The sequence below is a fragment of the Brevundimonas diminuta ATCC 11568 genome (assembly GCF_000204035.1).
GTDB classification, from domain to species: Bacteria; Pseudomonadota; Alphaproteobacteria; order Caulobacterales; family Caulobacteraceae; genus Brevundimonas; species Brevundimonas diminuta.
Genome location: NZ_GL883086.1, coordinates 1,469,072 through 1,483,012, shown reverse-complemented (window position 1 = coordinate 1,483,012; position 13,941 = coordinate 1,469,072). Strand labels below are relative to the sequence as shown.

At 68.2% G+C, this 13,941-nt stretch carries 15 protein-coding genes; 5 read left to right on the top strand and 10 right to left on the bottom strand.

Annotated elements, in window-relative coordinates; genetic code table 11:
• The coding region (locus BDIM_RS10990; RefSeq protein ID WP_211205982.1) for a hypothetical protein at positions 1–444 on the top strand (444 nt) is incomplete at its 5' end.
• Positions 445–448: 4 nt separating this feature from the next.
• Here BDIM_RS10990 and BDIM_RS10985 read toward each other — a convergent pair.
• The 4 genes from BDIM_RS10985 to BDIM_RS10970 form a co-directional block, all read right to left on the bottom strand.
• Complete coding sequence (locus BDIM_RS10985) at positions 449–784, bottom strand: VOC family protein (protein ID WP_003165670.1); 336 nt, start codon at positions 782–784, stop codon at positions 449–451.
• 231 nt (positions 785–1,015) lie between these two features.
• Positions 1,016–1,528, bottom strand: coding sequence for a serine protease inhibitor ecotin (eco, locus tag BDIM_RS10980; RefSeq protein WP_003165667.1), 513 nt, complete (start codon positions 1,526–1,528; stop codon positions 1,016–1,018).
• A 50-nt stretch (positions 1,529–1,578) separates the two neighbouring features.
• Positions 1,579–2,769 (bottom strand): thiolase family protein, encoded by a 1,191-nt coding sequence (locus BDIM_RS10975; RefSeq protein ID WP_003165666.1) that lies wholly within the window; start codon positions 2,767–2,769, stop codon positions 1,579–1,581.
• Between the two features lie 72 nt (positions 2,770–2,841).
• On the bottom strand, positions 2,842–3,678 hold the full coding sequence (locus tag BDIM_RS10970; RefSeq protein WP_244911827.1) for an acyl-CoA thioesterase: 837 nt from the start codon (positions 3,676–3,678) through the stop codon (positions 2,842–2,844).
• 164 nt (positions 3,679–3,842) lie between these two features.
• Between BDIM_RS10970 and BDIM_RS10965 the strand changes: the two genes are divergently transcribed.
• Together BDIM_RS10965 and BDIM_RS10960 are read left to right on the top strand one after the other, a co-directional pair.
• Positions 3,843–4,337, top strand: coding sequence for a winged helix-turn-helix transcriptional regulator (locus BDIM_RS10965; protein ID WP_003165664.1), 495 nt, complete (start codon positions 3,843–3,845; stop codon positions 4,335–4,337).
• Between the two features lie 53 nt (positions 4,338–4,390).
• Entirely contained in the window at positions 4,391–6,220 is a 1,830-nt protein-coding gene (locus tag BDIM_RS10960; protein ID WP_003165662.1) for a diguanylate cyclase, read from the top strand.
• 10 nt (positions 6,221–6,230) lie between these two features.
• On the opposite strand, the gene BDIM_RS10955 is transcribed toward BDIM_RS10960, so the two are convergent.
• On the bottom strand, positions 6,231–8,165 hold the full coding sequence (locus tag BDIM_RS10955; RefSeq protein ID WP_003165661.1) for a S9 family peptidase: 1,935 nt from the start codon (positions 8,163–8,165) through the stop codon (positions 6,231–6,233).
• Between the two features lie 167 nt (positions 8,166–8,332).
• On the opposite strand from BDIM_RS10955, the gene BDIM_RS10950 reads away from it, so the two are divergent.
• Together BDIM_RS10950 and BDIM_RS10945 are read left to right on the top strand one after the other, a co-directional pair.
• Complete coding sequence (locus BDIM_RS10950; RefSeq protein WP_003165660.1) at positions 8,333–9,028, top strand: helix-turn-helix transcriptional regulator; 696 nt, start codon at positions 8,333–8,335, stop codon at positions 9,026–9,028.
• Between the two features lie 67 nt (positions 9,029–9,095).
• A complete protein-coding gene (locus BDIM_RS10945) occupies positions 9,096–9,428 on the top strand; it encodes a VOC family protein (protein WP_003165659.1) in 333 nt (110 codons plus the stop codon).
• Positions 9,429–9,434: 6 nt separating this feature from the next.
• Here BDIM_RS10945 and mnmA read toward each other — a convergent pair whose 3' ends face one another.
• The 5 genes from mnmA to BDIM_RS10920 form a co-directional block, all read right to left on the bottom strand.
• On the bottom strand, positions 9,435–10,667 hold the full coding sequence (gene mnmA, locus BDIM_RS10940) for a tRNA 2-thiouridine(34) synthase MnmA (RefSeq protein WP_003165658.1): 1,233 nt from the start codon (positions 10,665–10,667) through the stop codon (positions 9,435–9,437).
• Between the two features lie 113 nt (positions 10,668–10,780).
• The gene (sciP, locus tag BDIM_RS10935) at positions 10,781–11,065 is read right to left on the bottom strand and encodes a CtrA inhibitor SciP (protein ID WP_003165657.1); all 285 of its coding nucleotides are present in this window, start codon (positions 11,063–11,065) and stop codon (positions 10,781–10,783) included.
• A gap of 186 nt (positions 11,066–11,251) precedes the next feature.
• A complete protein-coding gene (gene flgE, locus BDIM_RS10930) occupies positions 11,252–12,685 on the bottom strand; it encodes a flagellar hook protein FlgE (RefSeq protein WP_040345797.1) in 1,434 nt (477 codons plus the stop codon).
• 12 nt (positions 12,686–12,697) lie between these two features.
• Positions 12,698–13,438, bottom strand: coding sequence for a flagellar hook assembly protein FlgD (locus BDIM_RS10925; protein ID WP_003165656.1), 741 nt, complete (start codon positions 13,436–13,438; stop codon positions 12,698–12,700).
• Positions 13,439–13,441: 3 nt separating this feature from the next.
• Positions 13,442–13,941, bottom strand: a 500-nt coding sequence (locus BDIM_RS10920) for a flagellar hook-length control protein FliK (protein WP_211205981.1), incomplete at its 5' end; no start/stop codon positions are given.

The following is a 13,941-nucleotide window of genomic DNA, read 5'->3' as shown; positions in this document are numbered from 1 at the left end:
GCGCCTGTTGCAACGCCGACGCCAGCTCCGGCTCCGGCAGCGCCGATCCGCAGAACTGAGCCCGTTCCGGCGCCGACGCCGCAAGGCTTGAGCGCCGCCGAACGCGCCGCCTTGCCGTTCATCATTGATCTGCCGCCGGGCTTCCAACTGGTCGAGGGCCGCGCGGCGCCGGGCGCCCAGGTCTATTCGGCGCGCAAGGCGGGCAAGACCTATCTGATGATCTACGCCGGACCGACGTCGCAGTTTCCCATCTACGACGGGGACCATGTGACGGTCGGCGGCCGCGTTTCGGTGGTGACGACTGAAGGCCAGCGCCGCATCGCCATGGAGCACCTGTTCCAGCGCGCGACTGAACCCGCCGAAATCCACGTCTGGGTGATGGCCCAGGACGGCGCCGACCGGGACGAGGCCGAGCGCATCGCCCAGACCGTCGACCCGAAGTAGAGTCCTATTTCTCGGACCAGACGGCCAGTTCGTTGCCGGATGGGTCGCGGAAGTGGAAGCGCCGCCCGCCGGGGAAGGCGAAGATGGCGTGGGTGATCGCGCCGCCCGCCGCCTCGACCTTGGCCTGCATGGCTTCCAGATCGTTGGCGTACAGGATGGGCAGCGGCTTGGGCGTCATGGCGTCGGGGGTGAAGCCGCCGTCCAGCCCTTCGCTGAACGCCGCATAGGCGGGTCCGTAGTCCTGGAAGCTCCAGCCGAACGCCTGGGCGTAGAAGGCCTTGTGCGCCGTCAGGTCGGTCGCGGGCAGTTCGAGATAATCCAGCTTGCCGTCTTCGCGCATGGCGACTCTCCAGAGAAATGGAGGCGGACGCTTGCACGAAGGCCGACTCTGCGCAAACCTGCAAATGGTTCGCAAACGCAGGAGTCGGCCCATGATCGTCCTGAGCGCCGGATGCGCCTCACTGGCCTCGCTGATGCAGCGGGAGGCGGATGGAAGGCGCGGGCCTGAAACGAAACGGGCGCCGATCGAATCCGATCGACGCCCGCGTCTGATCTCAAAGAACGGCGCGGATCAGCGCGCGGTCTGGGTCTCGCCCGCACGCCACACGCGATAGCGCACTTCGACGTCCGACGGGGTGTAGACCACCACCGGCAGGCGCGAGTTATAGCGGATCAGCGGCTGCTCCTGCGTCGTCACGAAGGCTTCGCGCTCCGAGCCGGGCGGGCAGCCCATCAGGGTGCTGGCCGCATTCCCCAGGGCGGGCAGGACATAGTAGTCGTAGCCCCAGCCCTGAGCCGTGCGGGTCTCCAGGCTGCCGCCGAAGAACTGGCGATTGCAGTCGACGGTCTTGGTCTTGCCGAGGATCAGTTCGACCTTCAGCGCGTCCTCGTCCGACTGGGCGGGCAGGTTGATGACATGGCGGGTCTGACCTGCCGTCGCGGCCGGGAAGGCCTTGAGGTCGGCGGACCCGGCCTGGCCGGTCGCGGAGTTGTTCTGGGTCATGGCGCCTTCAGCCTGGGCGGTGGCGCATGCGGTCAGGCTGAGGGCGGCGACGCCGGCGGCGAGCAGGGCGGGGAGTTTCAAGGGGGAGGGCTCCACAGTCACTAAGCTTGACGGCCGACAACGCCGCAGGCTCAGACCAGTTCCACCGCCATGGCCACGGCTTCGCCGCCGCCGATGCACAGCGAGGCCACGCCCTTCTTGCCGCCGCGCGCCTGAAGCGCCGCCAGCAGGGTGGACAGGATGCGCGCGCCCGAGGCGCCGATGGGGTGGCCCAGCGCCGTGGCGCCGCCGTTGACGTTCAGCTTGGCGCGGTCGATGCCCAGTTCCTGTTGGGCGATCATGGCGACGACGGCGAAGGCCTCGTTGACCTCCCACAGGTCCACGTCCTCGACCGACCAGCCGGCCTTCTTCAGCGCCTTCTGCATGGCCGGTACGGGGGCGGTGGTGAACAGGGCCGGCTCATGGGCGTGGGCGGCGTGGCTGACCACGCGGGCGACGATGGGCAGGCCCAGGGCCTTGGCCGTGCTTTCGCGCGTCATGACCATGGCGGCGGCGCCGTCAGAGATGGAGCTGGAGTTGGCGGCGGTGACGGCGCCGTCCTTGACGAAGGCGGGCTTCAACGTCGGGATCTTGGCCGGATCGGCCTTGCCGGGCTGTTCGTCCTCGCTGACCGTCACCGGGCCCTTGCGGGTGGCGACCTCGACCGGGACGATCTCGGCCTTGAAGGCGCCCGAAGCGATGGCGTTCTTGGCGCGGGTCAGGCTTTCGATGGCGTATTCGTCCATCGCCTCGCGGGTGAACTGATACTGGGCCGCCGCGTCCTCGGCGAAGACGCCCATGGCCTTGCCGGGGGAATAGGCGTCCTCAAGACCGTCCATCATCATGCTGTCGACGATGACGTCGTGGCCGATGCGGGCGCCGCCGCGGTGCTTGTTCATCAGATAGGGGGCGCCGGTCATCGACTCCATGCCGCCCGCGACGATGACCTCGGCCGTGCCCGCCAGCAGGGCGTCGTGCGCCATCATGGCGGACTGGAGGCCCGAGCCGCACATCTTGTTCACCGTCGTCGCCTCGACGTGCTTGCCGAGGCCCGCGCCGATGGCGGCTTGACGGGCCGGAGCCTGGCCCAGACCGGCGGGCAGGACGCAGCCCATGAATATCTGCTCGATCTTCTCCGGCGCGACGCCCGCGCGCTCGACGGCGGCCTTGACGGCGGCGGCGCCCAGGTCGGTGGCCTTGACCGGCGACAGCGCGCCCTGGAAGCCGCCCATCGGGGTGCGGGCGAAGGAGCAGATGACGACAGGATCAGAAGCGGCGGTCATGGCGAGCGTTTCCGTAAGTGAATCGTTTCGTGGGGGATTAGGGGAGGCGAAGGCCCGCTGGCAAGCGGCGCCTCACAGCAGCTTGCGGCGCTGGCGCGCCAGGGCGAGGGGGCGGCCGTCAGCGCCCCAGGCGATCGCCTCGTCCACCGACCAGCCCAGGCCGTGGTCCAGCAGGCGGTATTCGAAGAAGACCCAGCCGTCGGGGGCGCTGTCCGGCGTCGGATCGGCCAGGAAGTCGCAGCGCAGGTCCACCGTCGTCATCATCGGCGGCGCCTTGAAAGCCGTCCAGGCGGGCGGATAGAGGGCGTCCAGCAGGTAACACATCCGCAGTTCGTCCAGCGGCGCGCCGTCCTTCACCCGCATCCAGACCCGCTCGACGACCGGCTTGCCCTCGTTGCCGCCCAGAATGTTGGGGCCGTTCTCGAAGCGATAGTCGACGTGCTGCGAGAAGCGCGGTGCCATCGGGCCGCTGATGCCCGGCGCGTCCTTCAAGCCGTCCAGCGAGGGGGGCGGCGCCAGCAGCGGGGTCAGGGGGGCGGGCGTCGCGCCGTCGGCGCCGTAGGTGGCGCTGGCGTGATGGGTCAGCTTCGAGCCTTGGCCGCCCTCGACCACGGCGTAGGAGACGTTGCGGCCGCCGCGCAGCATCCGGGGCCGGAAATGCAGGGACTGGCCGTAACGGGCGGCGGCCAGATACTGAACCGTCAGACTGCGCAGCGGCGCCTCGATCCCCAGACCCTGACGCATGGCCCCGGCGCACAGGGCCGCCAGCAGGCCGCCGAAGGGAAAGCCCGCCTCGGGCGGGGCGCTGATCGGGCCGTTGGAGAATTCGCCCGACAGATGGGCGGCCAAGGCCCCATCGTCCTCGGGCGTCAGGCGGAAGGCGGCGTGGATCAGCTCGGGTTCGGTCATGGCTCTCATCGAAAAGCGGAGGCGGAACCTGCGACGGCGCCGCCTCCGAGTCGAGGGAAGGAAACGGCCGGGGAGCGGCCATGTCCGTTGCAAATAGAAACTGACTGACTCCGTCGCGATTGGCAACCCTTGTCAAAAGCCTGACGCGAGGTCACTTTCCGCTCATGGGACGCACCGCCGACTATTCGCGCCAGAGCTGCTCGGTCGCCGCCACCCTCGAGGTGATCGGCGACCCGTGGACCATGCTGGTCATCCGCGACGCCTTCAACGGCGTCAGTCGCTTCGAGCAGTGGCAGGAGCGGTTGGGCGTCGCGCGCAACGTCCTGGCCGCGCGCCTGAAATCCCTGGTGCATCACGGGGTGCTGGAGCCGCGGCCCTATTCCGAGCGTCCGCCGCGCAACGAATATGTACTGACGGCCAAGGGCAAGGATCTGTACGGCGTCCTCGTCACCCTGCACGCCTGGGGCGAGAAGCACGTCTATGGCGACGAGCCGTCGGGCATCGTGCTGCGTCACAAGACCTGCGGGCACGACCTGAAGCCCCGCATCGCCTGCGGCTGCTGCAATGAGATGGTCCGCCCGCGCGAGGTGGAGGTCGTCTTCACCGAGAACCGCCCCACCGTCGGCGAGGTCATGCCGGCCAAGGACGAGGCCGCGTAAAACCCTCTGATCGATTCAACCTCCGTCAACTGTCGAAGGTTAACGGTGGGGGCATGTTTCAGTCCCTTACGTCCAGGATCGCCGCCGTCAGCGCCCTGGTGGTGGTCGCTTTACTGGTTCTCGTGGCCGCCCTGGCCGACGCCTCGCGGCAGACCCGCGAGAGTTTTCGTTGGGTGACGCACTCCGCCCAGGTCATCCAGGCGATGGAAGAGACCGTGGCCGGGCTGCGCGACGCGGAGTCGGGGCAGCGCGCCTATGTGCTGACGCAGAACCCGGCCTACGCCCAGTCCTTTGACGCACGGATTTCAGACTCCCTGCGGGCGTTCAGCGAGTTGGTGGAACTGACGCGGGACAACCCGTCGCAGCAACTGCGGCTGCAGGCTCTGGGCGCGCAGCTGTCTGGCCGGATCGAACTGATGCGCCAGCCTTTGACCTTGGCGCGAAGCGGGGACTTCGCCAGGGCCGAGGCGCTCATCGCCGAAGGGCGTGGTTTCGATTCCATGAGCGCCTTCGTGCTGGCGGCGCGAGAACTTCTGGACGAAGAGCGGGTGGTGCAGTCGCGCCGCGTCGAGGCGGCCGAGCGGCGGCTGGCGCGAGTGCGAGGACTGGCCCTGATCGGCGGGCCGTTGATCGCCTTCTTCTCCCTGTCGGTGTCCTTGATGGTCATTCGCGGCATCCGCCAGCCGGTGCGCGTCATCACACGCGCCATGACCGGACTGGGCGCGGGCGACCTGAACCAGAGGATCGACAGCCGTATGGGGTCGCGGGAGTTCGACCGGCTGGCGCGCGGCTATAACGACATGGCGGACCGTCTGGCGACGGCGGCGAAAGATCAGAGCCGCAGCGAGCGCGAACTGAAGCGCGTGCATGAGGAACTGCTGGCCAGCGCCCAGACCCTGCGGGAGCGGGGCGAGGTCATCGAACTTCTGGGCGGGATGGCGCATCGGATGCAGGCGGCCCGGACGGATGACGAACTGGCCCAGGTCATCCACGCCTTCGTGCCGCGCGTCCTGCCGGGGCTGCCGGGGGCGCTCTACGCCTACAACAACTCACGCAATCTGCTGGTCCCGCTGTCTGGCTGGGGCGGGCATGAGGCTGAGACGGAAGGCTTTGCCCCGGATCAATGCTGGGCCTTGCGTCGAGGGCAGAGCCATTTCGTGTCCGAGCCGGGCGCGGACGTCGTCTGCGGCCACGTGAACCCTCTGGCGGCGCCCTATCACTGCGAGCCGCTGCTGGCCTCTGGCGAGGTGATCGGCGTCCTGCATCTGGACGGACTGGTCGAGGCCGAGACGCAGTTCCGCCTCAACGTCCTGGCCGAGAACATCGCCTCGGCCATGGTCAATCAGAAGCTGCAGCGCGACCTGAAGGAACAGACGATCCGCGACCCGCTGACCGGCCTGTTCAACCGTCGCTACATGGAGGAGGCGCTGGCGCTCGAGGTGGCGCGCGCCGCGCGTTCGGGCGCGCCGTTATGCGTGGTCATGTGCGACGTCGACCACTTCAAACGCTTCAACGACGAGTTCGGCCATGAAGCGGGCGATGTAGTGCTGCAGGCCGTCGCCGCCGAACTGGGCCACCGTTTCCGCGACGGCGACATCGTCTGCCGCTACGGCGGCGAAGAGTTCATTGTGATCGCGCCCGGAACCAAGGCCGAGACCTTGGCGCCGCGGGTCGAGACCGTGCGACAAGCCATCGCCGCCATCGCCTTGCGCCTGGGCAAGCAGCCGCTGGGCAGCAGCACCATGTCCTTCGGCGTCGCCGAATGGTCCAAGGGCATGAACCGTGACGGCGACGCCCTGGTGCAGGCGGCGGACGCGGCGCTGTATCGCGCCAAGAAGGAAGGCCGCAACCGGGTCGTCCTGCACGTCGAGGAAACAGCCTGACTGAGCGGTCTCAGTTCGCCTTGCGTACGTAGCGGTTCAGGAAGGCCAGATAGGCCTCCTGTGCGGTGATCCGGTTTTCGCGACGCTGGAAGCCGTGGCCTTCGTCGGGGAAGACGACGTACTCGACCGGCACATTGTTGGCGCGGACCTTCTCGACCAGTTCGTCGCTCTCGACCTGCAGCACGCGCGGGTCGTTGGCGCCCTGGACCACCAGCAGGGGACGACGGATCTTGTCGGCGTGGAACAGGGGCGAGATGGCGCGGTGGCGTTCGGCGTCGACCGCCGGATCGCCCATCTCGTCGTACAGAGCCACGCGCTGCGCGCCCCACCAGGCGGGAATGGACTGCAGGGTGCGGACCCAATTGGTCACGCCGAAGATGTCGATGCCGGCCTCGAACTTCTCGGGGTGGAAGGCCAGGGCCGCGGCGGTGATGTAGCCGCCGTAGGAGCCGCCCATGACCGCGACCTGGTCGTCGGCCACCCAGTCCTGCGCCCGCAGCCAGTCGCCGCCGGCGACGATGTCGCGCAGGTCGGCTTCGCCGTGCTTCTTGTCGTCCATGTGGAAGAAGGTCTTGCCGTAGCCGGACGAGCCCCGGTTGTTGGCCCCCAGAACGGCATAGCCGTGGTTGACCAGGTGCTGGACCATGGCCGAATAGCCTCGCCGGGTCTGACCGCCCGGTCCGCCGTGGACGAGGACGACCGCCGGGGCCGGATTGGCCGCCGAGGCGCCCTTGGGTCGATAGAGGACCGCCGGGACCATCACCCCGCCTTCGCCCGGATAACGGACGATCGTCGCCTCGACCAGGTCGCTCTCCTGGATGGCCGGGTTCAGCGCGTGGGTCAGGCGGCGGGCCTGGCCCGTCGACAGGTCGGCGACGAAGACGTCGGCGGGCGAGGTGTCGGACACCACGGTGAAGGCGGCCAGGCCTGCGCCGGGGTCGAAGCGGACGCCGGTGATGTCGCCCTGTGGCAGGCCGGTCAGGCGCACGGGCGCGCGGTTTTGCGCATCCTCGATGGTCAGCTCGGTCGAAGCGTCGGCGTTGACCGCCGTCACCCGATAGCGGCCGTTGGGCGAATAGGAGACATACATGACGTCCCAGTCGGCCTGGGTCGTGCGGTTGTGGGCCTTGTCGGCGATGTCATAGGCGTAGGCCTGAGCGAACTCGCCGTCCTCATTGCTGGTGTAGATCAGGGTGGCGTTGAAGGGACCGAAGCCGCTGACGTCATAGGCGACGTCGCCGGTATGCGGGGTGATCAGAAAAGGCTCGCCCCCTGCCTGCAGGTCGGCCAGGTAGATATCCGAATTGGCGCTGGTATGGGATTTGGTCAGGGCGACCAGCCGTCCGTCGCCAGAGACGGCGGCCACATCCATGCCCCCGGGGTTCTGGAACATCAGCTTGCGCTCGTAGGTGGCGGCGTCATAGGCGTAGAGGTCGAAGACCTGGGCGTCGCGTTCGTTGCTGGTCAGCCAGAAGGTCTGGCCGTCGTCGCTGAAGCCGACGAAGCCGGCCTTCAGCTTGTCGCCCGGCGTCAGGTCGCGCAGCGTCCCGTCGATTTCGCGCACATAGATGTGGGTCAGTTCGTTGCCGCCCTGGTCCGCCGCCACCAGAACCCGACGGCCGTCGGGAAAATAGCTCTGCGCGAAGGTGGCGTTGGTCGTCGAAGCCGTCAGCGGCACGGGATCGCCGCCCGCGACCGGCAGGGCGTAGGCGTTGAACACCCCCGTCTTGTCCGACGAGATCAGGACGTGGGTGCGTCCCTCTGAGAAAGCCAGGCCGTCAGGGTTGGCCATGGAGAAGCTGGTCGTCTCGAAGAATTGCGCGGCGGTGTAGGGCGTGACCGCGGCGGACGCCGTCGGCGCAGGCGCGGCCGGTTCAGCGACGGCGAGGGCAGGGACGGCGGCGGCAAGCGCCAGGACGGAAACCATGCAGGCGAAGGAGCGCATTCGGAGCCTCATGAGGAGCGTGATGGTCGATAGAGGCTGCACCATGCGCGTACGGATGCGGTCTGTCGAAAATTAAGTGAGCGTCGTTACGTCGTGCGCGGCGGCCCCAATGCAAAAGCGTCTTCGATGCTGCCGTTTTCTGGCAGCAATTCTGCTACGCTCCCGACGTGTCCCGGTCCGAACGCCTTCTCGATCTGCTGAACACCCTGCGGCGGCATCGTCGGCCGGTCAGCGGCCGCGCGCTGGCGGAGGAGACCGGCGTCTCCCTGCGCACCCTTTATCGCGATATCGCCAGCCTGCAGGCGCAGGGCGCGACGATCGAGGGCGAGCCGGGCGTGGGCTATGTGTTGAAGCCCGGCTATCTGCTGCCGCCGCTGATGTTCACGCCGGAGGAGATCGAGGCCCTGGCCCTGGGTTCGCGCTGGGTGGCCGAGCGGGCGGATGCGCGATTGCGGGATGCGGCGTTGAGCGCACAGGCGCGGATCGCGGCGGTGCTGCCGCCGGACCTGCGCGACGAGATGGAGGCCTCGGCCCTGTTCATCGGGCCGGGCGCGCCGATCCCCGCCGATGCGGTCGATCCGGCCCAGTTGCGCAAGGCGATCCGTATCGAGCGCAAGCTGAGGCTGAACTATCGCGACGAGGCGGGGGCGGCGTCGGATCGGGTGGTCTGGCCCTTCGCCCTGGCCTTCTTCGACCGGGTGCGGCTGCTGATCGTCTGGTGCGAGCTGCGCGGCGACTTCCGCAGTTTCCGCACCGACCGCATCGTCGAGGTCGAGGTGCTTGAAGCCCGCTATCCCACGCGCAAGGCCGTGTTGCTGAAGCGATGGCATGAGGCGTGCGAGCGGCACGGGCCGCCGCGTTGATGCTGACAGAAACTGGCGGCAGCTAAGGCTAGGTTCTCCTTCTGTTCAGACAGGCGGAGGGGCCACGATGACGAGCGACGACATTCTGCTGAACGTGGCCGATCCGGGCGCCAGCACGCGATTTTACGCCGGGCTGCTGGGGCGACGGCCGCTGGAGGCGGGGCCGGACCATGCGGTCTTCCTGCTGGCGCCGGGGCGGACGCTCAGCCTGTGGCGCGGGCGAGGCGGGGCGCAGGTGGACGTCCGCATGGCCGCCCCCGCCGTGGTGGACGAACTGCACATCGACTGGTGGGACCGGGGCGCGCGCATCGTCCTGCCGCCCACCGACATGGACTGCGGCCACGGCTTCGTGGCGCGTGATCCCGACGGCAACTGTCTGCGGGTCTATGCGGCGGCGTGAGTCGTTTCAGACCGCCACGGCTTCGGTCGAATGGATGAAGCCGCCGCCCATCACGCGCTCGTCGTCGGCCGGGTCGTAGAGGACGCAGGCCTGGCCGGGGGCGACGCCTTCCTCGCCCTGATCGAAGACCACCTGCACGGCGCCGTCCACAAGAGCGAGGCGGGCGGGCGAGGGCTGGCGGGTCGAGCGGACGCGGGCCAGGACGGGGGCTCCGTCGCGGGCGGCTTCCTCGATCGTGGCCTGGTCGCCCAGCCAGTTGGTTTCCTCCAGCGTCAGGCGCGCGGTCAGCAGGGCTTCGCGCGGGCCGACGATGACGCGGCGATGGTCAGGGTCCAGCTTGACCACGAACAGAGGCTCGCCCACGGCGACGTTCAGTCCCCGGCGCTGGCCGATGGTGTAGTCGGTGATGCCCGAATGGCGGCCCAGCACCCGGCCGTCCATGTGGACGATGTCGCCGGCCTCGCGCCCCTGCGGCCGCAGGCGGTCGATCAGGGTGCGATAGTCGCCGGTCGGCACGAAGCAGATGTCCTGGCTGTCCGGCTTGGCGGCGATGCGCAGGCCCAGCGACGCGGCGACGCCGCGCACCTGCGGCTTTTCCAGATCGGCCAGGGGGAAGCGCAGATAGTCCAGCTGATCCTGCGTCGTGGCGAACAGGAAGTAGGACTGGTCGCGCGAGTGGTCGACCGCCTTGCGCATCTGCGAGCGGTTGCCGTGCGTCGCGCGGCGGACGTAGTGGCCGGTGGCCATCGCCTCGGCGCCGAGGTCGCGGGCGACGTCCAGCAGGTCGCGGAACTTCACCGTCTGATTGCAACGGATGCAGGGGACCGGCGTCTGGCCCTTCAGATAGGAATCCGCGAACTGGTCGATCACCGCGTCCTTGAAGCGGTTCTCATAGTCGAGGACGTAGTGCGGAATGCCGATCAGGTCGGCGGCCAGGCGGGCGTCGTGAATGTCCTGACCCGCGCAGCAGGCGCCCTTCTTCTTCAGCGCCTCGCCGTGGTCGTAAAGCTGAAGGGTCACGCCCACGACATCATAGCCCGCCTTGTGCAGCAGGGCGGCGACGACGGTGGAATCCACCCCGCCCGACATGGCGGCGACCACGCGCGCGCCTTGCGGCAGGCCGACGGCCTGTCGCACGCTCTCGATCGCAGCGTCCATGTCAGCTTGCGACATGGGGGCGATGTCGGGAACGGGGCAGAGGATGTCGTCGGTCAGGGCGTCCATGGTCATCGCCGCCATTTAGGCCTTAAGGCGCGCGATTTCGAGGCCTGGCCCGAAACGAAGGCGTGCGCCAATGAAAAAGACCGCCCCCCATCAGGGAGCGGCCCATGATCATGCGCCCAAGCGAAGGCCTAGTCGCGGTAGCTCTGGATGCGCGTCGTGCGCAGCCCCTGCATGCCCCATTTGTCGATGGCCTTCTGCCAGGCCATGAACTCCTCGGCCGTCAGACGGTACTTGGCCAGGGCGTCTTCAAGGCTGATCAGCCCGCCGCGGACGGCGGCCACGACCTCGGCCTTGCGGCGGATGACCCAGCGGTTCGTATCCGACGGCGGAAGGTCGCGCAGGGTCAGGGGCGTGCCCGTCGGGCCGACCACGTACTGTTCGCCGTTACTGTTAAGGCGTCGCTCTTGCAGCATGGGCTTAAGCCTCTCTCACCACCACCATAGACGCGCAGGCTAGGCCCCCGCCCGCTAAGGGGCGTTTAAGCGTCGTGGTGAAGGAATGGCTAAGACGCATCCGGCCGGTCCGGCGTGTTCTGCGCCGGCTAAAGGAAGGATTCATCGAGTCTAACGAGACCTTGCTCATGGATTCCCGTTGGCCGATCAGCGCTTGATGTTGATCAGCTCCGCCAGCATCTCGTCGGCGGTGGTGATGATCTTGGACGAGGCCGAATAGGCGCGCTGGGTGGTGATCAGGCCGGTGAACTCGGTCGACAGGTCGACGGTCGAGGCTTCCAGCTGCTGCGCGCCCAGCAGGCCCGCTCCGCCGGTGCCGGGGGCCTTCAGGTTGAAGGTGCCGGAGTTCTGGCTGACGCGGAAGGCGTTGCCCGACACTTCGGTCAGGCTGTCGGCGCTGGGGAAGGTGGCCAGGGCGACCTGGGCGATCTTGCGCATCACGCCGTTGTCGAAGATGGCGGTGACGAAGCCGGTCTCGTCGATCTTAACCTCGGTCAGGTTTCCGAAGGCCGTGCCGTTCGTATAGGTGGCCTGGACGATGGAGGTGCTGTCGTACTGCGTCAGGCCGCCTGCCGAGGCGTTCAGGTCGAAGGCGATCGTTTGAGCCGCGATGCCCAGCGACGGATCCCAGGCGCCGTCGGCGCCCGGCGTCGCCCCGTCGGACGAACCCAGCGACAGGCTGGCGTTGGTGGGGTCGTCGAACAGGCCGGTGCCCGCGGTCCAGCCCTGCATCTTGGCCACGTCCAGACGCCCGTCCTGGGTGAAGGCGATGCGGCCGGACTTCAGCAAGCCGTCCGTGTTGGTCACCGTGCCTTCGGGAGCGCGGATTTCGGCGTGCCATTCGTTGGCGACGCTGCTCTTCAGGAAGGAGACGGTGATGTTGCGTTGGCCGCCCTTGGAGTCCGACACCGGAATGGTGATCTCGAAGTCGGGCTTCACGCCCGTCGCCGGGTCGTTGGCGTACATCGACATGGAGTGGGTGGCCGGGTCATAGGCCGTGACGCCGGTCGGGGGCGGGGTCTGGGCGGCCTCATTGACCGGCTGGCTGGATTTCAGGTTGGCGTTCAGGCCGACGCGGGTGGTCGGCTCGGCCGCGCCGCCGACGGAACCGACGTTGATGGTGCGCAGGCGGCTCATGTCGGACGGATCGCTGTTGACCACGCCGTCTGCGTCGACCGGCCAGCCCTGCAGATACAGGCCCGAGGTGTTCTGCAGATAGCCCAGGTCGTCGATCTTGAACGCCCCGGCGCGCGTGAACAGGCGCGCGTCCGACAGGGTCAGGTTCTCGGACTTTTCGGTGACGACGAAGAAGCCCTGGCCGGCGATGGCCAGGTCGGTGCCGGAGGTCGTGCGCTGAAGCTGGCCCGCCTGGCTGATGAAGTGGCGGGCGGCCGCCTGAACGCCGCCGGCGGAGTAGTTCACGCCCGCCGTCTGGGCGTTGACCACGGTCGCGAACTCGGTCGACGCGCGCTTGTAGCCGACCGTGTTCACGTTGGCGATGTTCTGCGAGATCGTCGAAAGGGCCGCGGCGTTGGCGGTCAGACCGGACACGCCGGCCATCATGGCGCCGTTGATGCTCATGTCTGGGGTTCCTTACGAGAGAAGATTGAAGGGGTTGAGTTTCGAGGCGAGGGCGCTGGCCGCGCCGGCGTCGTCCTCGGGTTTGGCGGCGGCCTTCTGTTCTTCCAGCGCGATCAGGCTGGACACCGGCATGATCGAGTTGCCGATGATGACGAAGGGCGTGTTGTCGTACATCTCGACGCCGGTGACGCGGCCGCGGATCAGCACCTGGCTGTCGACGGCCTTGCCCGCGCCGTCCTTGGCGACGACCTTCAGCGTATAGACGCCGCCGTCGTCGACCTGGCCGCCTCCGGTGGTCTTTCCGTCCCACTTGAAGTCATGCATGCCGTTGGTCTTTTCGGGGGCCGGGCCGCTCCAGACCACCTTGCCCGAGGCGTCCAGCACCTGAAGCGTGGCGTCGGTCGCGTCGGCGGCCAGCTCATAGCTCCAGTTGGCCTCGCCGTCCTCGAAGCGGGTCGCGGCCCAGACGGCGGTGGCGTCCTTGCCGATATACTGCGCCGCGCCGGTCAGGCCGTCGCCCTGCTGGGCCTTCAGCAGGCCGGTCAGCAGGTCGTTGGTCAGCAACTGCTGCTCGACGCCCGCCATCTGGGTCAGCTGGGCGGTGAACTCGTTGGAATCCACCGGCGACAGCGGATCCTGGTTCTTTAACTGCGTGGTCAACAGCGACAGGAAGGTCTGGAAGTTGGAGGCCAGCATCTGACCCCCGGCGTTCACCCGGCCCGCGGCGTTGTTGGAAGAGACGGCGTCAACCATCGATCAGACCTTCAGATCGACGCGGTCAGGCGTCAGGGAAAGGGACGTCCAGGCGCTGGGCGGCGGAACGACGGAATCGGCCTCGGCGGCCAGGCGGGCGGCGCCGGAGAAGGCGCGGCGGTCAGGCTGCCGCTCGAACGCGCCGCCGCCGAAGCCGGACGAAGGATCGCGCTCGGCGAACTCCAGGTCGTCACGCGACAGCTGCAGCCCCGCGTCCAGAAGCTGACGACGCAGTTCGTCGGCGCGGGCGCGCAGGTCGGCCGCCGCCGCCGGATTGTCGAAGGCCAGGCGGGCCGTGACCTGGCCGTCGGACTCGATCTCCAGACTGACGTCGACGCGGCCCAGGCCTTCAGGCGTCAGGGCCATGTCGAAGCGGGTCGAGCGGCCGTCCAGCTTCTTGACGATCTGGGCGGCGATCTGGGCCGTGGTCTCGACCGTGGCGCGCGACAGCTGGGACAGGCCCAGATCGCGTTGAGCGCCCGGCGCCTGAGAGGGGGCTTCGA